This is a genomic window from Thermus amyloliquefaciens, from assembly GCF_000744885.1.
Lineage (GTDB): Bacteria > Deinococcota > Deinococci > Deinococcales > Thermaceae > Thermus > Thermus amyloliquefaciens.
The window spans coordinates 1,177,871-1,199,728 of the sequence record NZ_JQMV01000003.1; the positions used below are offsets into that span (position 1 = coordinate 1,177,871).

The 21,858-nt window shown below is 69.7% G+C and carries 24 protein-coding genes; 19 read left to right on the forward strand and 5 right to left on the reverse strand.

Translation table 11 applies throughout. From position 1 onward, the window contains the following. The first annotated feature begins 2 nt into the window (after positions 1-2). The 19 genes from rsmH (at position 3) to BS74_RS06410 (ending at position 17,803) form a co-directional block, all read left to right on the forward strand. Positions 3-863 (forward strand): 16S rRNA (cytosine(1402)-N(4))-methyltransferase RsmH, encoded by an 861-nt coding sequence (rsmH, locus tag BS74_RS06320; RefSeq protein ID WP_038057079.1) that lies wholly within the window; start codon positions 3-5, stop codon positions 861-863. Further along, entirely contained in the window at positions 863-1,126 is a 264-nt protein-coding gene (locus tag BS74_RS06325) for a hypothetical protein (RefSeq protein WP_038057082.1), read from the forward strand. The genes rsmH and BS74_RS06325 overlap by 1 nt, the downstream gene beginning before the upstream one ends. Further along, entirely contained in the window at positions 1,123-2,442 is a 1,320-nt protein-coding gene (locus BS74_RS06330) for a peptidoglycan D,D-transpeptidase FtsI family protein (protein WP_038058955.1), read from the forward strand. The genes BS74_RS06325 and BS74_RS06330 overlap by 4 nt, the downstream gene beginning before the upstream one ends. Next, positions 2,426-3,739 (forward strand): UDP-N-acetylmuramoyl-tripeptide--D-alanyl-D-alanine ligase, encoded by a 1,314-nt coding sequence (locus BS74_RS06335; RefSeq protein ID WP_038057084.1) that lies wholly within the window; start codon positions 2,426-2,428, stop codon positions 3,737-3,739. Before BS74_RS06330 ends, BS74_RS06335 begins: the two co-directional genes overlap by 17 nt. Beyond that, positions 3,724-4,431 (forward strand): hypothetical protein, encoded by a 708-nt coding sequence (locus BS74_RS06340; protein WP_038057086.1) that lies wholly within the window; start codon positions 3,724-3,726, stop codon positions 4,429-4,431. The genes BS74_RS06335 and BS74_RS06340 overlap by 16 nt, the downstream gene beginning before the upstream one ends. Next, the gene (locus BS74_RS06345; RefSeq protein WP_038057088.1) at positions 4,422-5,279 is read left to right on the forward strand and encodes an MraY family glycosyltransferase; all 858 of its coding nucleotides are present in this window, start codon (positions 4,422-4,424) and stop codon (positions 5,277-5,279) included. Before BS74_RS06340 ends, BS74_RS06345 begins: the two co-directional genes overlap by 10 nt. Beyond that, entirely contained in the window at positions 5,276-6,529 is a 1,254-nt protein-coding gene (murD, locus tag BS74_RS06350) for a UDP-N-acetylmuramoyl-L-alanine--D-glutamate ligase (RefSeq protein ID WP_038057090.1), read from the forward strand. The genes BS74_RS06345 and murD overlap by 4 nt, the downstream gene beginning before the upstream one ends. Further along, positions 6,508-7,566 carry an FtsW/RodA/SpoVE family cell cycle protein gene (locus BS74_RS06355; RefSeq protein WP_038057092.1) on the forward strand — a complete coding sequence of 353 codons (1,059 nt, stop codon included), beginning with the start codon at positions 6,508-6,510 and terminating at the stop codon, positions 7,564-7,566. The genes murD and BS74_RS06355 overlap by 22 nt, the downstream gene beginning before the upstream one ends. Then, positions 7,554-8,573: a UDP-N-acetylglucosamine--N-acetylmuramyl-(pentapeptide) pyrophosphoryl-undecaprenol N-acetylglucosamine transferase gene (locus tag BS74_RS06360; protein WP_038057094.1), complete on the forward strand. Its 1,020-nt coding sequence runs from the start codon at positions 7,554-7,556 to the stop codon at positions 8,571-8,573. Before BS74_RS06355 ends, BS74_RS06360 begins: the two co-directional genes overlap by 13 nt. Further along, the gene (gene murC / locus BS74_RS06365; RefSeq protein ID WP_038057095.1) at positions 8,570-9,910 is read left to right on the forward strand and encodes a UDP-N-acetylmuramate--L-alanine ligase; all 1,341 of its coding nucleotides are present in this window, start codon (positions 8,570-8,572) and stop codon (positions 9,908-9,910) included. The genes BS74_RS06360 and murC overlap by 4 nt, the downstream gene beginning before the upstream one ends. Next, positions 9,900-10,697: a UDP-N-acetylmuramate dehydrogenase gene (locus BS74_RS06370; RefSeq protein WP_038057096.1), complete on the forward strand. Its 798-nt coding sequence runs from the start codon at positions 9,900-9,902 to the stop codon at positions 10,695-10,697. The genes murC and BS74_RS06370 overlap by 11 nt, the downstream gene beginning before the upstream one ends. 32 nt (positions 10,698-10,729) lie before the next feature. Next, complete coding sequence (locus tag BS74_RS06375; RefSeq protein WP_038057097.1) at positions 10,730-11,314, forward strand: cell division protein FtsQ/DivIB; 585 nt, start codon at positions 10,730-10,732, stop codon at positions 11,312-11,314. Then, positions 11,311-12,555, forward strand: a complete 1,245-nt coding sequence (ftsA, locus tag BS74_RS06380; protein WP_038057098.1) for a cell division protein FtsA — start codon at positions 11,311-11,313, stop codon at positions 12,553-12,555. Before BS74_RS06375 ends, ftsA begins: the two co-directional genes overlap by 4 nt. 26 nt (positions 12,556-12,581) lie before the next feature. Continuing rightward, on the forward strand, positions 12,582-13,637 hold the full coding sequence (gene ftsZ / locus BS74_RS06385) for a cell division protein FtsZ (RefSeq protein WP_038057099.1): 1,056 nt from the start codon (positions 12,582-12,584) through the stop codon (positions 13,635-13,637). A 12-nt stretch (positions 13,638-13,649) separates the two neighbouring features. Continuing rightward, positions 13,650-14,150 carry a crossover junction endodeoxyribonuclease RuvC gene (gene ruvC / locus BS74_RS06390; RefSeq protein ID WP_038057100.1) on the forward strand — a complete coding sequence of 167 codons (501 nt, stop codon included), beginning with the start codon at positions 13,650-13,652 and terminating at the stop codon, positions 14,148-14,150. A gap of 224 nt (positions 14,151-14,374) precedes the next feature. Further along, complete coding sequence (locus BS74_RS13225) at positions 14,375-14,779, forward strand: DUF6992 family protein (protein ID WP_425427246.1); 405 nt, start codon at positions 14,375-14,377, stop codon at positions 14,777-14,779. After that, entirely contained in the window at positions 14,685-15,350 is a 666-nt protein-coding gene (locus BS74_RS06400; RefSeq protein WP_038057105.1) for a DUF4397 domain-containing protein, read from the forward strand. Before BS74_RS13225 ends, BS74_RS06400 begins: the two co-directional genes overlap by 95 nt. A gap of 64 nt (positions 15,351-15,414) precedes the next feature. Continuing rightward, positions 15,415-16,179, forward strand: coding sequence for a methyltransferase domain-containing protein (locus tag BS74_RS11485; protein WP_051946794.1), 765 nt, complete (start codon positions 15,415-15,417; stop codon positions 16,177-16,179). Positions 16,180-16,561: 382 nt separating this feature from the next. Beyond that, positions 16,562-17,803, forward strand: a complete 1,242-nt coding sequence (locus BS74_RS06410) for an alpha/beta hydrolase (protein WP_038058959.1) — start codon at positions 16,562-16,564, stop codon at positions 17,801-17,803. Between the two features lie 27 nt (positions 17,804-17,830). Here the strand turns inward: BS74_RS06410 and BS74_RS11910 are convergent, their stop codons facing one another. The 5 genes from BS74_RS11910 to BS74_RS06430 all read right to left on the reverse strand — a co-directional run bounded on the left by BS74_RS11910 (position 17,831) and on the right by BS74_RS06430 (position 21,823). Next, complete coding sequence (locus tag BS74_RS11910; protein ID WP_185747708.1) at positions 17,831-17,983, reverse strand: hypothetical protein; 153 nt, start codon at positions 17,981-17,983, stop codon at positions 17,831-17,833. After that, a complete protein-coding gene (locus BS74_RS06415; RefSeq protein WP_038057107.1) occupies positions 17,980-19,299 on the reverse strand; it encodes an MFS transporter in 1,320 nt (439 codons plus the stop codon). Before BS74_RS06415 ends, BS74_RS11910 begins: the two co-directional genes overlap by 4 nt. Next, positions 19,296-19,868, reverse strand: coding sequence for a LolA family protein (locus tag BS74_RS06420; RefSeq protein ID WP_038057110.1), 573 nt, complete (start codon positions 19,866-19,868; stop codon positions 19,296-19,298). The genes BS74_RS06415 and BS74_RS06420 overlap by 4 nt, the downstream gene beginning before the upstream one ends. Then, entirely contained in the window at positions 19,865-20,407 is a 543-nt protein-coding gene (locus tag BS74_RS06425) for a TetR/AcrR family transcriptional regulator (RefSeq protein ID WP_038057111.1), read from the reverse strand. Before BS74_RS06425 ends, BS74_RS06420 begins: the two co-directional genes overlap by 4 nt. A gap of 72 nt (positions 20,408-20,479) precedes the next feature. Continuing rightward, a complete protein-coding gene (locus BS74_RS06430; protein ID WP_245606088.1) occupies positions 20,480-21,823 on the reverse strand; it encodes a phytoene desaturase family protein in 1,344 nt (447 codons plus the stop codon). Positions 21,824-21,858 lie beyond the last annotated feature (35 nt).

Genomic DNA, 21,858 nt, shown 5'->3' on the forward strand with positions numbered 1-21,858 from the left:
TTATGGACGCCATTACCGAGCATATTCCCGTTCTCTACGAGGAGGTCCTAGACCTCCTCCAGGTCCGCCCAGGAGGGGTGTACGTGGACGCCACCTTGGGAGGCGCCGGGCATACCAAGGGCATCTTGGAACAGGGAGGCCTGGTCATCGGCCTGGACCAGGACCCTGAGGCCGTGGCCCGGGCTGAGGCCCTCCACCTTCCTGGGCTTAGGGTCTTTCAGCGCAACTTCCGCCACCTGAAGGAGGTCCTCCAGGAGGCCGGGGTTAGCCAGGTGGCGGGCATCCTGGCCGACCTGGGGGTGAGCAGCTTCCACCTGGAAGACCCCAAGCGGGGCTTCAGCTACCAAAAGGAAGGTCCCCTGGATATGCGCATGGGGGAGGAAGGCCCCACCGCCTACGAGGTGGTGAACACCCTGCCCTTGGAGGACCTCTACCGCATCCTGCGGGACCTGGGGGAGGAGAAGCAGGCCTACCGCATCGCCAAGGCCATCGTGGAAAGGAGGCGAAAAGCCCCCATCCGCACCACCTTGGAGCTCGCCGAGGTGGTGCGGCAGGCCGTGGGCTTCCGCAAGGCGGGCCACCCCGCCCGTAAGACCTTCCAGGCCATCCGCATGTACGTGAACGACGAGCTTGGGGCCCTGGAGGACTTCCTCAGGCAAGCGGAGGAGGTTTTGGCCCCCGGGGGGCGGCTTGTGGTCATCACCTTCCACTCATTAGAAGACCGCCTGGTGAAGCGCTTCCTGAAGGAAAGCCACCTAAAGGTGCTCACCAAGAAGCCCATCATCCCAAGCCCGGAAGAGCTCGCCAGGAACCCCCGGTCCCGCAGCGCCAAGCTCCGGGCAGGGGAAAAGGAGGTGGCCTGATGCGCCGCCCAGGAAACGGGAGCACAGCCCTTCGCTTCGGCCTCCTTTACCTCTTGGCCCTCCTCCTGGTCTTCACCCTGGGCCACCGCAACCAGCTGGAAAAGGCGCACCTGGCCTGGATGGAGGCGGAGATCGCCCGGTTGCGCCTGCAGGAGGAAGCCCTGCTCAAGGAAAGGTGGCGGGCCACCCTGCCCCACCGGGTGCTCTCCTGGGCCAAGAGGGTGGGGTTCGTGCCCATGAGCGAGGGGAGGTGGGTAAGGTGACCCTGGGCTTAGGCCGCGTCTCCTGGGTCTTTTTCGGCTTGGGCCTCTGGCTTTTCCTCTTCGCCCTAGGGCTTTATAGCCTGGTCACCCATCCGCCCAGGATCCTCAGGGCCCCCCCTCCGGCCCCGGCGCCTAGGGGCACCCTCTACGCCCAAGACGGTACCCCCTTGGCCGTAAGCCTCGAGGGGGGACGCTACTACCCCTTGGGGACGAGCGCCAGCCAGCTTTTGGGCTTTGGGGAGCGGGGCTCGGGCCGGGGCTTGGAGGGGCTGGAGCGGGATTTGAACGCGGCCCTCGAGGCGGGCCGCTCCTTCACCCTCACCCTGGACCCCTGGGTCCAGGCCATGGCGGAAAGGGCGCTATGGGAAGGGCTGGCGCGAAGCCGGGGGGCCTTTGGCACCCTGCTCGTCCTGGACAGGGAAGGTAACCTCCGGGCCGTGGCCAACGGCCCGGCCTTTGACCCCCTGGCCCCCAGGCGGGACCCCCGCCAGGACATCTCCTGGCGTAACCACGCCTTTTTGGTACCCTTGGAGCCCGGCTCCACCATGAAGGCCCTCACTGCCGCCATGCTGCTGGAGGAAGGGGCGGCCAGCCTCACCACCCGGGTGGAGGCCCCCATGCGCCGGGTGGTGGACGGATGGACCATCCGGGACGCCATCCCCCACCCCCCCGTCCTCACCCTGGCCGAGGTGCTTCGCTACTCCTCCAACGTGGGCATCAGCCTGCTGGCCGAAGCCCTGCCCAAGCGGGTTTTCCACCAATACATGGAACGGCTCCACCTCACCGATCCCACCCCCCTTCCCGGGGTAAGGGTGGCCGCCCCGGTGGTGAACCCCCCTCAGACCTGGAGCCCCGCCGCCTACGCCAACCACACCTTCGGCCAGGGGTTTCTGGTAACCCCCTTGCACCTGGCCGCCGCCTTCAACGCCCTGGTGGACGGCACCTACCGCCCCCCTCGGCTTTTCACCCACCAGGAAGCCCGGTCCGAACGGGTCTTTTCCCAGGCCACGGCCGAGGCCATCCGCCAGGCCCTGCACCAGGGGCTTGCCCCCAGGGCCCAGCTGGCCGGCTACCCCCTGGCGGGCAAGACCGGCACCGCCCAGGTGGTGGTGAAGGGCCGCTATTCCCAGGAGGTCTTTACCGCCTGGTTTGCCGGTTTTGTACCCGGGGACCAGCCCCTTTACACCGTGGTGGTGGCCATCCACCACCCCAAGGGGGAGATCCACGGCAGCCAAGTGGCCGCCCCCATCTTCCGGGAGGTGGCCGCCGGGCTCTTGGCGTATAGCGGCGTACCCCCCTATGCTGAAGGGCGGTGAGTGGCTTGTGTATGTTGGTCATGTTAGGGAAGTAACGCCGGAGTGGGTGGCCAGGGCCACGGGGGGAAGGCTTCACCCCGGGGGAAGGCCCGTCCACGACCTCCGTTGGGATAGCCGGGAGGTCCAACCGGGAAGCCTTTTTGTGGCCCTGCCGGGAAGGCAGACCCACGGCCGGGCGTTCGTGGGCGAGGCTTTGGCCAGAGGGGCCCACCTGGTCCTCTCCGACCAACCCGGACCGGCCACGGTGGAGGTGAAGGACACCTACCGGGCCCTTTTGGCCCTGGGGGAAGGGTTGCGGGGCCTCTTTCCGGGGACGGTGGTGGCCGTGGGGGGAAGCTCCGGCAAAACCACCACCAAGGAGGCCATCGCCCAGGCCCTCGGCCTCCCCGCACCCCAGGGGAACCAGAACACCGCCCCTCCCCTGGCCCGCTTTTTCCTGGGGCTTGACCCCAAGGCCCCTGGGTGCGTGGTGGAGCTGGGGGTGGACCGGGTGGGGGAGATGGCCGAACTCATGGGCCTGGCCAAGCCCCACCTTGCGGTGCTCACCGCCTTGGGGGAGGAACACCTGTTGGCCTTTGGGAACCTCGAGGGGGTGGTGCGGGAGGAGGCGGGCCTCCTCCTTGCCCCCCAGGCGTTGGTGAGCCTCCAGGCGGCCGAGGTCTTGGGGCGCTTCGGCCTGGGCCAGGGCCTTCCCACCTACGGCTTTGGCGAGGCCACCTTCCGGGGAGAGGACCTGCGGCTTCTCCCCACGGAAAGCCGTTTCCGCTACGGCTCCCGGGAGGTGCGGGTGCCCTATCCCGGCATGGGCCCGGCCTTGGCCGCCCTGGCCGCTCTAGGCGTGGCGGAGATCCTGGGCCGGGATACCGAGGAGGTGGCCGAGGGCATCGCCCACCTGGTCCTCCCCCCTGGACGGATGGAGCGGCGCGAGAAGGAGGGGGTGGTGTTTTTGAACGATGCCTACAACGCCAACCCCCTCTCGGTGCGGGCGGGGCTGGCCTGGCTCGCCGCCCAGCCCGGGCGCAAGTGGGCGGTGCTGGGGGAGATGCTGGAATTGGGCGAGGAAGCCCTGAGGCTCCACCTGGAGGTGGCCGAGGAGGCCTCGCGGCTTGGCCTTAGCCCCCTTTACGTGGGACGCTACGCCAAGGCCCAGGCGGCCCTGGGCGGCGAAGGGGTGGAAACCCTCCAGGAGGCGCTCCTCTGGCTCAAGGAGAGGGTGCAACCCGGGGACCTGGTGTACCTGAAGGCCTCGAGGGGCATCGGTCTGGAAAGGATTTTGGAACTATGGGACGCTGGCTAGCCTTGGCCCCCCTAACCCTCCTTCCCGCCTGTGCCCCCCTGCAGGCTCCAGCCGCGGTCCTCCCCTACCCCGGGGGGTTTGCCCAAGGGGGGCTGGTCACGGGCCGGTTCCAGGTGGCCCTACCCGGAACCCCCCTCTTCTTGGATGCGGACGCCTCCAGCCTCTTCGCCGCCTACCCCTACCAGCTCCTGCGCTATTGGGATGGCCAGTGGGAAAGCCTTCCCCTGCCCGGGATGCCCCGCTTCCTCAGGGCCTCGGGGGGAAAGGGGGTGGTGGGCCTGGGGGAAGCGGTGTATGCGGGGGGCGACCTCCTTCCCTATCCCGCACGGGATGCCATCTGGACAGAAGCAGGGCTCTTCTGGGTGGGGAAAGACGGCCTCTACCGGGAAGGAAAACGCCTCAGGCAAGGCGCCTTCCAGCAAGTGGTGGCCTGGGAGGGGTGGGTGGTGGCCCTGGGAGAGGAGGCCTACTTCTACCCTGAGGGGCCCAGCCTCCCCCTCCCCCACCCTGCCCGCAAGGCCCAGGCGGGGACCTGCGGGGTGGTGGCCCTCCTGGGCGACCGGGTCCACGTGATCCGGCCCGAGGGGGCGAAGCCCCTGGCCACAGCCCAAGACTTCGCCGCCTGGGAGGAGACCCTCTACCTGGTCCCCGGCCTGCGGACGGCCTCCTGCAAGGAGGTGGTATGGCCCTAGCCCTCCTCCTCTCCTGGTTCCTCACGGCGGTTTGGATCGTGTTCATGAAAAGCCTGGGCCTGGGCAAAAGGGTGCGCACTGACGGCCCAAAGACCCACCTGGCCAAGGAGGGTACCCCCAGCATGGGAGGGGTGGCCTTCCTCTTGGCCGCCTTCCTGGCCTACGGGTTCATGGGAAGGGACGGGTTCCTGGGGCTTTGGCTCTTGGGCCTGGGCTTTGCCCTCCTGGGGTTTTTGGACGACCTGGGGGGAAGCCTCGCCCGGCCCCTAAGGGCCCGCGAGAAGCTGGCCCTGCAGACCCTCATGGGCCTGGTCTTCGCCCTTTGGGCGGTGCGGCAGGTGGCCTACACCCCCTGGCCCCTTTTGGACGTGCTCCTCATCCTGCTGGCGGTGGTGGGCGCGGCCAACGCCTTCAACTTCACCGACGGCCTGGACGGGCTCCTGGCCAGCGTGGCCGCCCTCCTCCTCCTTCCCTTCTACCCCTACCCCTTCGCCCAAACCCTCCTGGGAGGCCTCCTGGGCTTCCTGTGGCACAACGCCCCCCGGGCCAAAGTCTTCATGGGGGACACGGGCAGCCAGGCCCTGGGGGCTATGGTGGCGGGGCTTTTCGCCCTCACGGGCAAGCTTTGGCTTTTGCCCTTGGCGGCCATTGTTCCCGTCTTGGAGGTGCTATCCGTGGTGGCCCAGGTCCTGTACTTCCGCAAAACGGGAAGGCGCCTGCTGCGCATGAGCCCCTTGCACCACCACCTGGAGCTCTCCGGCTGGGAGGAAGCCAAGATCGTCTTCCGCTTCGCCGTCCTCACCGCCTTGGCCACCGCCTTGGCCTTCGGCCTGGGAGGTGGGGCATGATCCTGGTCTACGGGCTTGGGCGAAGCGGGCTTGGGGTGCTGCGCTTCCTGAAAAGCCGGGGCCTCGAGGCCCGCTTCTACGACGACCGGCCCCGGGCAGAGGAGGTGGAGGAGGCCCTGGGCCTGGGCTTTGCCCCGGATTGGAAGCTGGAGGGGGAGTACCAGGAGGTGGTGGCCGCCCCCGGGGTGCCCCTTTCCCACCCCCACCTGCAAGCCCTGAGGGCCCGCGGGGCCCGGATCCTGGGGGAAGCGGAACTGGCCTACCGCCTTTCCCCCACCCCCATCATTGGCGTCACCGGCACCGCCGGCAAGACCTCCACCACCCTCTTCATCGCCCATCTCCTACGGGGGCAGGGCCTGAAGGCCCGGGAAGGGGGGAACGTGGACCCCCCCTTGGTGAGCGTGGTGGACGAGGCCGAGGTGGCGGTGGCTGAGCTTTCCAGCTTCCAGTTGGAAAGGATCCATGCCTTCCGCCCCCGGGTGGCGGTCCTCCTCAACCTGGGGGTGGACCACCTGGACCGGCACGGGAGCGTGGAGGCCTACCATCAGGCCAAGCTGAACCTCCTCAAGAACCTTACCCCCGAGGACGCCTTGGTGTACAACCAAGAAGACCCCAAGGTGCGGCAGGCAGCCCTGGGCTCCCCCGCCCGGCTCTACCCCTTTACCCCCGGAAACTCCCCCAGGGAGACCAACCAAAGGGCGGCCCTCGAGGCCACCCGGGCCTACCTGGAGCTCGTGGGCCGTCCCTTGCACACCCCAGCCCTACGCAAAAGCCTCAAAACCCTCCCCTCCCCTCCCCACCGCTTCCAGATCTTCGCCCGCAAGGGGGAGGTGGTCTTCATCGACGATTCCATCGCCACCCGCACCCCCTCCGTGGCCGCGGCCTTGAAAGCCGCCCCAGCCCCCATCGCCTGGATCCTGGGGGGGGAGGATAAGGGCGCCGAGCTGGAACCCCTCCTCCCCCTTCTCCGCCGGGTGCGGGTGGTTCTGGCCATCGGCAGGGACGGGGCCCGGTTGGCCGAGGCCCTGGGGGGTGGGGTGGAGGTGGTGGTCCTGCCCCACAGGGACGGCCGGGCAGCCTTACGGGAAGCGGTGGCCGAGGCCCTAAAGCGCCTGGAGCGGGGAAGCGTCCTTTTGGCTCCCCTGGCGGCCAGCTTTGACCAGTTTAGGGACTACCAGGACCGCGCCCAGGCTTTCCGGGAGGCGGTCTATGCTTTGGGAGGTGAGCCATGGACCCCACCCTCCTCCTGAGTAGCCTCCTCCTCATGGCCTTCGGCCTCCTTGGGGTGGGGGTGGCGGAGCCGGGCCTTCTCCCTGACCACCTGCTTCGCATCGGCTCGGCCCTCCTGGCCATGGGCCTCGGCTTCCTTTTGCCCCCTGGAAGGCTCCTCCGCCATGCCCGCCTCCTCCTACTCATCACCTTGGGCCTTCTCCTCCTGGTGCTTGCCGTGGGGAATGGGCCGGGCGGGGTGCGGCGGTGGCTGGACCTGGGACCCCTGAACTTCCAGCCCTCGGAGCTGGCCAAGGTGGCCCTGGTCTTCTACCTGGCCTCCTTCGTGGGGCGGAAGGGAAACGACTACCCCATCGTGGGGGCCGCAGCCCTGGTGGGCCTCACCGCGGGGCTGGTGCTGGTGGAACCCGATTTTGCCACCGCCCTCTTCCTGGTGACCCTGGCCGGCCTCCTCTTCATCCTGGCGGGGGTGCCCTGGCGGCGGCTCATCATGGTGAGCCTGGCGGGGGCCTTGGCCCTGGCTCCCTTTTCCGGGGTGTACTTCGCCCGTTTCCGCTACGTCTCCGAACGCTTCACGAACTTTCTGGATTATCTTCAAGGAGAAGCCAGCCCCACCCAGACCGCCTACCAGGTCCTGCAGGCCCAGAAGGCCTTGATCCTGGCCGGACCCTTTGGCCAGGGGCCCTCTGGCGACCTGCCCCACCTGCCCGAGGCCCACAACGATATGGTCTTCGCCAGCGTGGTCTTCGCCACGGGCTGGCTGGGGGGGCTCATGGTCCTTTTGCTTTACGCCCTCCTCTTCGCGCGGGGCCTCTCCGTGGCCCTCAAGCTCCCCGGGCCCTTGGGGCTGGTGGCCCTCGGCCTCACCCTTTACCTCACCCTGCAGGCCGCCCTCAACATCGGGGTGACCGTGGGCTTTCTGCCGGTCACGGGGGTTCCGCTTCCCCTGGTGTCGTATGGGGGAAGCTCCCTTTTGGTCAGCGGCTTCGCCGTGGGCGCGCTGATGCGCCTGGCCCGGGAGGTGCCCAGGAAGGAGGTGCAACCGTGGTCCTCCTGACCGGGGGCGGAACCGGGGGGCACCTTTTCCCCGCCTTGGCGGTGGCGGAGGAGCTGAGGAGGCGGGGCCGGGAGGTCTTCTACCTGGGAAGCCAAGGGGGCCTCGAGGCCCGCCTCCTGCCGCAAACCTCCATTCCCCACGCCCTGATCCCCGCAGGCAAGCTGGACCGCAGCACCTTCCGGCCCCAGGAGGCCCAAAAGCTCCTCCAAGGCCTCCAGGCCGCCTGGAGGCTTCTGGGCCGGGAAAGGCCCGGGGCCATCCTCTCCACCGGAGGGTACGCCGGGTTTCCCGGAGCCCTGGCGGGGGCACTCCGGGGGGTTCCCCTCCTCCTTCACGAGCAAAACGCCAAACTGGGCCTGGCCATAAGGCTCCTCGCCCCCTTGGCCCGGGGCCTGGCCCTCTCCGTGCCGGTCACCCTGGCCTTAGGGCTTGCCCGCAAGGCCCGGGTTACCGGCTACCCGGTGCGGGAGGTGCGCTACCCCAAGGCCGAAGCCCGGGCCCGGCTCGGCCTCCCCCCCGAGCAGCCCTTGCTCCTCGTCCTCGGGGGAAGCCAGGGGAGCCTGGAGCTCAACGAAAAGCTTCCCCCCCTCCTCAAACCCCTGGGCCTCCCCGTGCTCCACCAGGTGGGGGAGCGCTGGGTGGAGCGTTACCGGCATCTGGAAGAAGACCGCTACCGGATTGCGGGCTTCGTGGACGCCCCCCTGGCCATGAGCGCCGCGGACCTCCTCCTGGCCCGGGCCGGGGCGGGCACCCTGGCGGAGGCCGCCTACCACCACCTGCCCGCCCTGCTGTTTCCCCTTCCCCCCAGCCTGGACGGGGGCGCCCAGGCGGCCAACGCCCAGGCCTACCAAAAGGGAGGTGGGGCGGAGCTTGGGGAACTGGCCCGGCTGGCCGAGCAGGTGGAGAGGATCCTGTCCCGCCCCGAGCCCTACCGGGAGGGCATAGCCCGGTTCTCCCCCGAGGGGGCGGCGGGAAGGCTGGCGGATTGGTTGGAGGAACTCCTATGAAACGGGTGCACGTCATGGGCCTCGAGGGGGTGGGCATGAGCGCCTTGGCCCGCCTCCTCCTGGGGGAAGGCATTGAGGTAACCGGGTGCGACCTGGCCCCCGGCCGGCGGGCGGAAAGCCTGGGGGTACCGGTTCACAGGGGGCATGATCCCGCCCACCTCCAGGGGGAGGATACCCTGGTGGTCCCCACCCCCATTCCCCCGGACCACCCGGAGGTGGCCGAGGCCCGGCGCAGGGGGATGCGGGTGTTGCGCAGGATGGAACTATTGGCCCACCTGCTTGGGCAAAAACCCTCCTTGGGCGTCACCGGCACCCACGGCAAGACCACCACCACGGGGATGCTGGCCAGCATCCTCCTGGCCGCGGGGCTAGACCCTTGGGTGCTCCTCGGGGGTGAGCTTTCCCTCCTGGGCGGCAACGCCCGCTTCGGCCTTGGCCCCCGCCTGGCGGAGGTGGACGAGTCCGACCCCCTCTTCCAGGAGGTGCGGGTGGAGGTGGCGGTGGCCACCAACCTGGAGGCGGACCACATCGCCCCCGCCGGGCAAAGGGCCCCCAACTACCACGCAAGCCTGGAGGAGTTGGAGGAGGCCATGCGGGGGTTTCTGCGCCGGGCCAAGGCGGTGGTGGTCCCCACCTCTGACCCCAGGCTCCTAAGGCTTTCCCAGGGCCTCCCCAGGAGGCTCTTTGGCGAGGGAGGGGATCTTTGGGCCGAGGGCATTGAGCTGGGCCCCACGGGAAGCCGCTTCCGGCTGGTGTACCAAGGCCAGCCCCTGGGGGAGGTGCGGTTGCTGGTCCCGGGTGCCCACAACGTGCAAAACGCCCTGGCCGCCTCCCTGGCCGCCCTAAGCTTCGGGGTGGAGCCTTTGGCCATCCTCCAGGGCCTCGCCCGCTTTCCGGGCGTGGGGCGCCGCTTCCAAAAGGTGGGGGAGGTGCGGGGCGCCTGGGTGGTGGACGACTACGCCCACCACCCCACGGAGGTCAAGGCCACCCTGGCCACCGCCCACCTCCTGGGCCGCCGGGTCAGGGTGCTCTTCCAGCCCCACCGCCTCCTCCGGACCCTGGAGCTTTGGGAAGGCTTCGTGGAGGCCCTCTCCTCGGCGCACGAGGTGGTGGTTCTCCCCGTCTATACCGCAGGGGAAAGGGCGGAGATTGCCCCCGAGGCCCTTTCGCGAAGGATCGCCGAGGGGCTTTTGGCCCTGGGGAAACCGGCCCGCCTCCTGGAAAAGGAGGAGGCCTTGGCCTACGCCAGGGCCACCGCCACCCCAGACGACCTTTGGCTCACCGTGGGCGCAGGGGACGTAACGGAGCTGGCGTGGAGGCTGGTTCATGAAGGTTGAGCGGGTGCTCCTCAAGGATTACACCACCTTAGGGGTGGGAGGCCCGGCGGAGCTTTGGACCGTGGAAACCCCTAAGGACCTGCAAAAGGCCACGGAGGCCCCCTACCGGGTCCTGGGAAACGGCTCCAACCTCCTGGTGATGGACGAGGGGGTGCCCGAAAGGGTGATCCGCCTCTCGGGCGAGTTCGCCACCTACCACCTGCGGGGCTGGGTGGGGGCAGGGGTCCTCCTCCCCCTCCTGGTGCAGGAGGCGGCCCGCCAGGGGCTTTCCGGCCTCGAGGGCCTCCTGGGCATCCCCGCCCAGGTGGGGGGTGCGGTCAAGATGAACGCGGGGACGCGGTTCGGGGAGATGGCGGATGCCCTCGAGGCGGTGGAGATCTTCCACGATGGCCGGTTCCACATCTACCTTCCCCAGGAACTGGGCTTCGGCTACCGGCAAAGCCAGCTTCCCCCCGGGGGGATCGTGACCCGGGTGCGCCTCAAGCTCAAGGAGCGCCCCTTGGAGGAGATCAGGCGGCGCATGGCCGAGGTGGACGCCGCCAGAAAGGGCCAACCCAAGCGCAAAAGCGCCGGCTGCGCCTTTAAAAACCCGCCGGGCCACTCGGCGGGCCGGCTCATCGACGAAAGGGGGTTTAAAGGCTTAAGGGTGGGCGACGCCATGGTATCCCTGGAACACGGAAACTTTATCGTTAACCTCGGACAGGCCACCGCCAGGGACGTGTTGGAACTCGTCAGGCGCATCCGGGAGGAGTTGCCCCTGGAACTGGAGTGGGAGGTATGGCCGTAGCCTTATCCGATTTTTCACGCTGAGGGATTAGGATGATGGGGATGAGACTGGTGCTGGCCCTTCTCCTCGCCGCCACCCTCTACGTGGCCAGCCTGGTGCTCTTCCCCGTGGAAACCGTGGTGGTGGAAGGCCACCGCCACCTCCCAAAGGAGGAGATCCTGAACCGCACCCAGCTCTACCCCGGCGAACCCTGGCTTTGGGTGGGGGATGGCCGCTTGAAGGCCCTGCGTCAGGATCCCTGGGTGGCGGAAGCCCGGCTGGAAAAGCCCCGGGTGGGGGAGGTCCGCCTGGTCCTTAGGGAGCGGGAACCCTTCCTTCCCCTGGCGGACGGCAACGCCCTGGCCACCGACGGGACGGTGCTTCCCAAAGGGGCAGGGGTGGCCAAGGGGCCGAGGGTGGAGGGCCAAGGCCCTCTGCCCGTCCAAGACCTCCTGGCCCTGGCCCGCGCCTACCCCGAGGCCACCCGGCTGCGCTACACGCCCGCCGGGTTTTGGGTGGAAACGCCCCAAGGCGTGGCCTTTGCCCCGGAGGCCCGGCTTCTAGTAGAGTATGCCCAGGCAGGTGTACCCAAGGGGAAGGTTTACCTGTATTCTTGGGGGGTGAGCATAAGCCCATGATTATCGCTGGATTGGACGTCGGCACCACCAAGGTCACCACCGTGATCGGGGAGCTGGCCCCCGATGGCGTTTTGGACATCATCGGCGAGGGCACCGTTCCCTCCCAGGGCTTGAAGCGGGGCGTGGTGGTCAACCTGGAGCGCACCACGGAGGCCATCCGCCAAAGCGTGCACCAGGCGGAACGGGTGGCGGGGGTCAAGGTGGAGCGGGTCATCCTGGGGGTGGGAGGCCCCCACCTCAAAAGCGTGACCAGCCACGGCCTGGCGGCCATCCGCCGGGGCCAGAGCATCGGCGCGGCCGATGTGGAGCGGGCCATTGAGCAGGCCAAGGCGTATCCCTTTGACGCCGAGCTGGAGCTCCTTCACGCCCTTCCCTTGGAGTTTAAGGTGGACGGCCAGGAGGGCATCCGCGACCCCGTGGGCATGGCGGGGGTGCGCCTCGAGGTGGACGTCCACCTGGTGGCCGCGGGGCGCGGGCCCTTGGCCAACCTGCGCCGGGCGGTGGAGGACGCGGGGCTGGAGATCGAGGCCTTGGTGGCCCAGCCCCTGGCCAGCGGCCTCGGGGTGCTCGCCCCCGAGGAGGAGCACATGACCGTCCTCCTCCTGGATGTGGGCGGGGGAACCACCGAGGTGGCGGTTTTCCGCGAGGGCCGTCTGGCCCACTCCTCCGTTTTGCCCTTGGGCGGGGACCACGTGACCCAGGACATCGCCCAGCTCCTGAAGATCCCCTTTGAAGAGGCGGAAAGGGTGAAGCGCAAGTACGGGGCCGCCCTACCCGAGCTTGCGGATCCCGAGTTGGTCTTGGAGATCAACCAGGAAAGCGGGTCCTTGGGGGAGGTGCCCGCTCCCGAACTGGCCCGGATCATCCGCCCCCGTCTGCGGGAGATCCTGCACCTGGCCCGCCAGTCGGTGGACGAGGCCGTGGGCCCCTTGGAGATCAAGGTGAACCGGGTCATCCTCACCGGGGGAGGCGCCCTCCTGCGGGGCTTTGACCTCCTGACCAGGCAGCAGTATGGCCTTCCCGCAAGGGTGGGCAAGCCCCATGGGGTCTCCGGCCTCACCGACGTGGTGGCCACCCCTGGCCATGCCACCGCCGTGGGCCTGGTTCGTTACGCCGCCCTCCTGCCCATCCCCGCACCCGAACCCAGAAGGGCCAGGGAAAGAAGGGAAAAGCGAGAGGAAAAGGTGAAGGGCGAGGGCCTTTGGGCGCGGATCAAGGAAATTCTCAATAACCTATTCTGATTGCGTTTGGGGAAGAGGAGGGGAAGATGGAAGGAGCCGTCATCAAGGTCATCGGTCTCGGGGGCGCGGGGAACAACGCGGTGAACCGCATGATTGAGGCGGGGCTTGTGGGGGTGGAGTTCATCGCCGCCAACACCGACGCCCAGGTCCTGGCCAAGAGCCTGGCGGACGTGCGCATCCAGCTGGGGGAGAAGCTCACCCGGGGCCTGGGGGCTGGGGCCAACCCCGAGATCGGGGAGAAGGCGGCCCTCGAGGCCGAGGACCTCATCGCCGAGGCCCTGGAAGGGGCCGACCTGGTTTTTATCACCGCCGGCATGGGGGGCGGCACGGGAACGGGAAGCGCCCCGGTGGTGGCGGAGGTGGCCAAGCGCCTAGGGGCCCTCACCGTGGCCGTGGTGACCCGCCCCTTCAGCTTTGAAGGCCCCAAGCGCCTAAAGGCCGCCGAGGAGGGCATCAAGCGCCTTAGGGAACGGGTGGATGCCATGGTGGTGGTGCAAAACGACCGCCTCCTCTCCGCGGTGGACAAAAAGGTAAGCCTCAAGGATGCCTTCCTCATCGCCGACCGGGTCCTTTACCACGGGGTGAAGGGCATCACCGACGTCATCAACCTCCCAGGCCTCATCAACGTGGACTTCGCCGACGTGAAGACCCTGCTGGAGGGGGCCGGCCAGGTGCTCATGGGCATCGGGGCAGGTCGTGGGGAAAACCGGGTGGAGGAGGCCGCCAAGACCGCCACCCATAGCCCCCTCCTGGAGCGCTCCATAGAGGGGGCCAGGCGGCTTCTCCTCAACGTGGTGGGCTCCGAGGACCTCTCCCTCATGGAGGCCGCCGAGGTGGTGGAACGGGTACGGGAGGCCACGGGCAACGAGGACGTGGACATCCTCTACGGGGTCACCTACGATGACCGGGCCCAGGACGAGCTCAGGGTGATCCTGATCGCCGCAGGCTTTGGGGAAAGCACCGTGGTGCCCAAGCCGCTTCGGCCGGTGGACTTCCCCACCCATGCCGATCCCTACAACTTTGACATCCCCGCCTTTATCCGCTACGGGGATGCGGACTACCCCCCCAGAAGGGGCAACTAGGGCCCCTAGGGCATGGTGGTTTTGGGCATAGACCCCGGCATCACCCATCTGGGCCTGGGGGTGGTGGAGGTGGAGGCCAAAGGAAGCCTCAAGGCCCGCCTCCTCCATGGGGAGGTGGTGAAGACCTCCCACAAGGAGCCCGCGCAGGAACGGGTGGGGCGCATCCACGCCCGGGTCAAGGAGGCCCTCCTTCGCTTTCGCCCGGAGGCCTTGGCGGTGGAGGAACAGTTTTTCTACCGGCAAAACGAGCTGGCCTACAAGGTGGGCTGGGCCCTGGGGGCGGTGCTGGTGGCGGCCTTTGAGGCGGGGGTGCCGGTCTTTGCCTACGGCCCCATGCAGGTGAAGCAGGCCCTGGCCGGGCACGGGCATGCGGGCAAGGAGGAGGTGGCCCTGATGGTGCGGGGCATCCTGGGCCTCAAGGAAGCCCCCAAGCCTAGCCACCTGGCGGACGCCCTGGCCATCGCCCTGACCCACGCCTTTTACGCCCGGCTTCAGGGGACCAAGCCCCTCTAGGCCACCCCACAACAAGGGGTGGGCCTTCTTCCACCTGGAGGTGCCGGAGGGCTTCCCCTTTAGGGCCTCCCCCTTCGTGGGGGCGGGCTGCCTCGAGGGCTTCCGCCCCACCCTCTGGCTTCGGGGACCGGGGCTTGGGGGAGAGACCCCCCTCCCCCTGCCCCCGGGCTGGAGGGGCCTAAGGCAGGAGGCGGCGGCCTGGACCCCCGCTTCAACCGCTGCCGATGAGCGCCCTGGGACGGGAGGCCCCGGGGAACCTGCGGGAGATCCTCCTCGCGAACGCGGGGCTGGACCTCCTCTACCTCCTGGCCGGAGCCCTCCTCTTCCTCCGGGGGCGCACGGCCTCCCACCGGAGCTTCGGCCTGGCCATCCTGGCCCAGGGGGGTTCCTCCTGGCCTTTGACCTGGGGCACGCCCTGGGCCTGGCCCCGTAAGGCCCCCGGAAGCTCGAGGAGGGGGTTCGCGAAATCTTCGTATCCTGGACAAAAGTTTTACAAGGAAATCCCCCGTACGCTTCCCCTTGGGAGGCGAAAGGATGAAAAGGTGGATCGGTCTTTTTTTGGCGTTGGCGGTGGGCGGCTTGGCCCTGGCCCAAGGGGCCCTGGTGCGGGTGGCGCACCTTTCCCCTGACGCCCCGGCGGTAGACGTGCTGGTGAACGGCCAGCGGGCCATCACGGGCCTGGCCTTCAAGGAGGTGACCCCCTACCTGGCCCTCCCCGCGGCGAAGGTGCGGGTCCAGGTGGTGCCCGCAGGGCAGGACGCCCCCGTGGTCATGGACGCCGAGCTGGACCTGCGGGAGGGGGTCTACTACACCGTGGCCGCCACCGGTTTCCTGGCCCAGATCCGACCCCAGGTGTACGTGGACGCCTTGGCGGGTCTCTTCCCGAGGGCGGGCTACGCGCGGGTGCGGGTGGTGCACACCTCCCCCGACGCCCCAGCGGTGGACGTGGCGGTGAAGGGGGGCCCGGTGCTCTTCGGCAACCTCCCCTTCCCCCGGGCGGGCCAGTACCTGGTGGTGCCCGCGGGGCGGTATGACCTCGAGGTCCGGGTGGCGGGAACGAGCACCGTGGCCCTGGAGCTTCCCGGGGTGGTTCTGGAAAGCGGCAAGACCTACACCGTCTTTGCGGTGGGAAGCGTCAAAGCAGGGACCCTCACCGTGGTGCCGGTGGTGGACGCGGCCGCCCTCGGTGGAAACCGGTAAGGGGAAGGCGTAGGGCCCCCCGGCCCGTCCGGGGGGCCCCTTCCTCGGAAAGGTGAAGGGACCCATGCCCCCTTGGCTCCCCCCCCTCCTGGCCTGCCCCCGGTGCCGGGGGGGGCTGGAGGTGGCGGGGGAGGCCCGCTGCCCCGGCTGCGGGGCCCGCTACCCCTTCCGGGGAGGCCTTCTGGACCTTCGCGCGGGGCGGGAGCGGCCCCACCTCTGGCTGGCGAACCGCCTTCCCCCCATCCCCCTCCTCTACGACGCCTGGCGGCGGCGCTCCACCGGCCTTCTCTCCGGGAAAGGGCTCCCCTTCGCGGAGGAGCTCGTCCGCCTACGGGACTGGCTCCTGCCCACCGGTGGGCCTTTTTTGGACGTGGGCACGGGGACCGGGGTCTACCGGGAGGCCCTGGGGGAGAGGGCGGTGGGCCTGGACCCCTCCCCCGCCTTCCTCCGGGTGGCCCGCCACAGGCGGCCGGGCCCTTACCTTTTGGGCCACGGGGAAGCCCTGCCTTTCCGGGAAGGGGCCTTTGGCGGCGTGGCCATCGGCCCCACCTGGAACGAGTTCCCCGATCCCTTGCGGGCGGCCCAGGAGGCCCGCCGGGTGCTCCGGCCGGGAGGGCGTCTTTTCGGGATGCTCCTCTTGGGGCCAGGGCCCTCCTGGGGCCTTTGGCGGCCCCGGGCGGAGGAGGTCCTGGCCCTGATGAAGGGGGCGGGTTTCCGGGGAAGGCTGGAGGGGTTCGGGGGGCTCGGCCTCCTCCTGGCTGAGGTAGAATCCCCTTGCAAGGAGGCACATGCACCCGGGTTTCCGCACCGTGGAAGAGGGCCTTCGTGAGGGTTTTCCCCTCCGGCTCTACCACAAGGCCAAGCGGCTTTTCTGGGACCCCGCCGCCCTGGACTTCCGGGAGGACCGGGAGGCCTTCCTCCGCCTCCCCCCTGAGGGGCAGGACCTCCTCCTGCGTCTGGCGAGCCTGTTTTTGGGGGGAGAGGAGGCGGTGACCTTGGACCTCCTGCCCCTGGTGGCCCGGGTGGCCCGGGAGGGGCGTCTGGAGGAGGAGATGTACCTCACCACCTTCCTCCTGGAGGAGGCCAAGCACGGGGCAGTTCCAGGGGCGGATGCGGGTCCTGGAGCGGGCCCGGGCCCTGGGCCCCGAGGCTCTCGAGGGCCTGTAAGCCCCCCCGCAAACCCCTTCCGCCCCCTCTGGCAGGATGGGGGCATGCGCGCCCTTCCCCTTCTCTTCCTGGGGCTCGCCCTGGCCCAGGAGTACCGGGCCCTGCCCGGGGCCCCCACGGGCTGGCCGGAGCTGGACCGGAGCTACGCCCTGGTCTACCCGGCGGAGGCCCCGAGGGCGGTCCTCCTCCTGGTGCCGGGCCTCCTCGGGGGGAGCACCAACTTCGCCCTCCTGGCGGAGCACCTGCGGCGGGAGGCCCCCTGGCTGGAGGTCTGGGCCTGGGAGCGGCGGGCCAACGGCCTGGAGGACCGCCGGGGCTTCCTGGCCCAAGACCCCCTGGCCTACTACCAAAACCTCCCCGAGCCCGACCCCTCCCCCTTACGCGCCTGGGGCCTGGAGGTGCACCTAAGGGATCTGGACCTGGCGGTGGAGGCCGCCCGGCAAAGGGCCCCCGTGGTCCTGGCGGGCCACTCCCTGGGGGCGAGCCTGGCCACCCTCTACGCCTTCCGCCACGGGGAGAAGCTCAGGGGCCTGGTCCTCCTGGACGGGGCCCTCCAGCCGCAACCCCTCTCCCGGGAAGCCCTGGAGCAGGGGTATACCACCCCTTTCGGCCGCGTCCCCGGGCTGGAGGAGCTGTTCCAGGGCCGGGCCGACCCCGTCTTCCGCCTCCCCTTCCTCGGGCCTAGGGACCTGGCCCTGGCGGAGGCCGAGGCCTTCCTGGCGGCCCGGCGTCCCTCCGAGCCCGTGCCCCACGGCCCCTACCGGGCCACCCGGGAGGCCCAGGCCCTCCTCCGGGTGGACGACCACTACAGCCTTTTCCCCATCTTTAGCGTCAGCGTGGGCCGGGCCTGGGCCCGGGAGGGCCTGAGCCTCCTGGGCCTCCTCCAGGGGCGCCTGGTCCTCACCGTGCGGGGACCAAGGGGCAGGCTGGTGGAGTGGCGGGACACCGGGGAGGCCACGGACCCGAGGGCTTTCTTAAGGGCCTTCGCCCGGCCCGAGACCGGGTTTTCCGAGTGGTACTTCCCTTACCGCCTCCTCCTGGAGGTGGCGGGGTACCCCTTGGTGGCCCCGGACCTCAGGCCCCGCCCCCTCCCCTACCCCGTCCTGGCCCTGGGGGCGGGGCGGGGGCTGGTGGCGCAACCCGAAGGCTTCCGCCTGGGGGAGGTCTTTCCCCAAACCCCCGGCCGGGCCCTGGTCCTCCCCGGCCTCACCCACCTGGACCTCCTCACGGAGCGGCACGGGTACACCGCCCGGGCCATCCGGGAATACGTGTTGGGGCGCCCCTAAGGGCGCCCCACAGGAAAGCACACCCCTTCAGCCCTTAGCCCCCACCTTGGCCTCCGTGGGGTTCCGGGAAGCCTCCCGCAGGAGGAAAGCGGCCGCAAAGCCCAGCAAAGCGGCGAGGAAGGCGAGCCGCCAGCCGTCCAACACCCCCTCCCCCAGGGTGCCCTGGAGCAGGCTCTTCACGAAGGCCGGGGCCTCGGCCAGGTTGCCCGTGCCCCCAGAAAACCCCCCGGCCCCCCGGCGGTGAGGGAGGCCAGCTCCTGGCTTCTACGGGCCAGGAGGACCCCCGAGACGGTGATCCCCGCAGCCGCCCCTAGGCTACGGGTGAGGGAGACCAGGCTGGAAACCTGCCCTTGGCTCCCTCGAGGCGCCAGGCCCAAGGCCAGGTAGGAGAGCGGACCCTGCACCAGGCCAAGCCCCGTACCCAAGAGGAAAAGCCCCAGGACGAGAAGCCAGAGGGCGCTGGCCAGGTAGGCCATCACCAGAAGGCCCAAGGCGGTGAGGCCCATCCCCAGGACCACCAGCCGCTTGCCCCCCACCCGGCCCACCATGGCCCCCGCCGCCCCGCTCACCCCGCCCAGGGCCAGGGCCAGGGCGTTGAGGATGGCCCCGGAGGCGAAGGGGGAAAGGAAGAAGGCCACCTGGGCGTAAAGGGGGGCGAAAACGATCCCTCCCAGGAGGGCGTAGCCCACCAGGGTGGACACCAGCCAAAGGGGCAAGAAGGGGGGTGAGAGGGCCAGGCGCACGTCCAGGAGGGGGGCTGGGTGCCGCCTTTCGTAGAAGATCAAGGCCAGGCCTGCCAGGAGGGCCAGGAGGAAGAGGCCCCCGATGCGCGGGGAAAGGAAGCCCAGGTCCTCCAGCCGCTCCAGCCCCTGAATGCCTAGGACCAGGCTCCCAAAGGTGAGGGCCACCAAGCCGCCCCCCACCAGGTCCAGGGGGGCCCGGCCGGTGGGCCGGGGAAGGGCCATCCCCGCCAGGAGCAGAACCCCCAAGACCCCGATGGGCACGTTGATCCAGAACACCCAGTGCCAGGAAGCCCGCTCCACGATGAACCCGCCCAGGTTCGGCCCCAGCACGTTGCCCAGGGCAAAGACCCCCAGGATCTGGCCCAGGTAAGCCCCCCGCCGCTCCTCCGGGGCCACCACCCCCACGATGGCCTGGGCCACGGGGAAAAGCCCCCCCGCGCCCACCGCCTGGACCACGCGGGCCGCCACCAGCATCTCCAGGCTCTGGGAAAGGGCCGCCAAAGCGCTCCCTCCGGCGAAAAGGGCCATGGAAACCCCGTACACCCGCCCGTAGCCCAAGAGGTCGGAAAGCCTGCCCAGGATGGGCACGGCCACCGCGTAGAACACGGTGTAGATGGAGAAGGCCAGGGTGATCCGGTCCACCCCCGTCCCCAGGTCCTCGGCGATGGCGGGCAAAGCGGGTGCCAGGATGGAGTTGTCCAGGGCGCCCATGAAGACGCCCAGCATCAGGGCCAAAAGGAGCCGGCCGCTCACGGCTTCACCTCAAAAAGGCTCTGGGGAGGCACCTTCAGATCCAGCTTCACGTACTCCACCTGGGACAGGACCTTACCCGAGGGGGAAAGCACCTCGTAGCGGAAGGGCAGGTGCCCCTTGGGGTTCAGGGTGATGCGCCAGGCCGCGGGCTGGCGCTCGTCCTTGGGCGGGGTCTTCCGGGCAAGGAGGAAGCGCCAAAGACCCCCCTCCTCCTCAGGGTCACGCACCACGTAGTCCCGCTGCACCTCCGGAAAGCCGGTGAAGAGAAGCTGTAGGGGATCCTCGGGGGGCATGGCCCTACCCTCCTGCCAGGGGCCCTTGGGCCCCTTGCTCCAGGCCCGTTGCCCATCGGTAACCAAGGCGCTGCCCTTGAGGTACTCGGGACCCTCCAGCCAGTCAATGCGCACCCAAGGGCGCCGGAAGGCCACCTGGTAGACCACCGGGCCCTGGCGGGCCTGGACCAGGTAGCCCGCCACCTTGGCGTGGGCCTCGAGGGCCCGCCACACCTCCTCAGGGCTCAGGGCCAAGGCCGAACCCAACGCCAACACCGCCGCCATGAGCTGCTTCATGCCTCTTCCTCCCCTTCGGACAAACCCTTGACGAACACCCGGATCCACTCCCCCAGAAGGGCCTCCGCCCGGTACCCCCCCAGGTGCCGCTCCAGCATGTGGGCCCCGTGGACCATGGAGCTGAAAAGGGCGGCCAGGGAGCGGCCCCTCCCGGGAAAGCGCGCCTCAAAAAAGGCCTCCAGATAGGCCATCTCCCGGCGCATGGCCTCCTTGGCCAAAAGCCGGGCCTCCTCCTCCCCCCCTCTCCCCCCCTGGGCCGTGGCCAAGGCCGCCAAGGGCTCCACGCCCTCCCGGTAGGCCAGGGCATAGCCCAAAAGGCGCTCCTCCAGGGAGCCGGGCCCTTCCAGGGCCGCCCGGGCCTGGGCGCGGGACTCGGCAAGGAGGGCTTCCAGGAGGGCCCGCTTGTTGGGGAAGTGGTGGTAAAAGGCCCCCTTGGTGAGGCCCAGTTCAGCCGCCAGCTCGTCCAAACGGGTGGCGGCATAGCCCCGCTCCGCAAAGGCCCGGCGGGCCGCTTGGAGGATGCGGGTCCGGGTGTCCATACCTACCAGTAGGTAGGGTTGAGCCGCCCGCCCACAAGGGCGTAGCTCACATTTGCCCCGCCCAAGGACCCTTTAGGCCCCAGCAGGCCAGCCGCGCCGCCCGCAGACCGGAAAGGACGGCGGCGGGGACGCTCTGCCCGGGAAAGACCCCCCCCCCACCCGGAGGACGTTGGCCAGGAGGCGCACCCGGGGGAAGCGGAAGGGGTGGGTCTGGGGGTACCCCCCCACCCAGGGCCGCCCCGCGAAGCGGCGGTAGGTGCGGGGGGTGGCGGCGAAGAGGAGCTCCGCCTCCTTGAGGCCTGAGAGGAGGGCCTCCCCCAGGGCCAGGGCCTTTTCCTGCCAGCGGGCCTTGAGGGCCCGGTACGCCTCCAAAGGAAGCCCTTCCCAAAGGGCCAAGGGGGTGTGAAGGGAAAGGGCGAAGACGGTCTTTTCCCCTTCCGGGAACAGGGAGAGGAAGGCGAAGGGGCGCTCCCGGGCGTTTTGCCGGTAGAAGGGAGGGTCCACCCGGAAGGGCAGGACCCCATAGAGGGCAAAGGCCCCCCAGGCGTCCTCCGGTGCCCCCTCGGGCAGGCCCAGGAGGGGTTCGGGCGGGACGTTGAGGAGGAAGAGGTCTCCCCGAACCACCTCCCTCTCCCCCCGCCTCCTCCCCCCATAGGCCACCTCCACCCCATACGCCCGCCCCTCCCGCAGGAGGAGCCGGGTGGCCCGGGCCCGGTAGCGGACCTCCAGGCCCTCGGCCAAGGCCCGGGCCACCGCCCCCACCCCGCCCAGGACCCGCACGGGCCCCAGGTGGGGCAGGTCCAAGGCCAAGGCGGCGTAGAGGGCGTAGGGGTCCTCCGTCTGGGCGGCGATAAGGAGCTGGGCCCGGAGGAAGAGGCGGAAATCGGGGTCTTCCGGGGCCAGGCGGGAGACCCGGCGGAAGAGGTCGGGAAGCAGGGGGAGAAGCTCGGGGAAAAGGCGGAGGAGGGCGGGGACCTCCTCCCTCTCCGGGGGCCAGGGGAGCCGGGAGGCCAGGGCCTTGAGCCTCCCGGCCCGCTCCCCCTGCCAGCGCCAGAAGGGGAGGACCCGCGGCCCGAAGAAGTCCCGCTGGACCTCCCCCTCCGCCTCCCGCCCCACGGGGCGAAGGAGCCTTCCCCGGGGGAGGAGGACCTCCATGAGGGGGAAGCCCTGAGGGTAAGGCTCCACGGGAAGGCGGAGGCCCAGGAGGTCCTCCAGGAGGGCCAGGGGCCCCCCGGGGGCAAAGCCCGAAAGGAGGGTGGCCCCCGCGGGGAAGAGGAAGCCCCGGTGGAGAAAGCTCCCCGCCAGGCCCCCCGGGTAGGTGTGGGCCTCGAGGACCACCACCTCCCACCCCGCCCCCTGGAGGAGCCTGGCCGCCACCAGCCCCCCGATGCCCGCCCCCACCACCACCGCGCGCACGGGAGCTAGGCTATCCGGAAAGCCATGGGCGGACC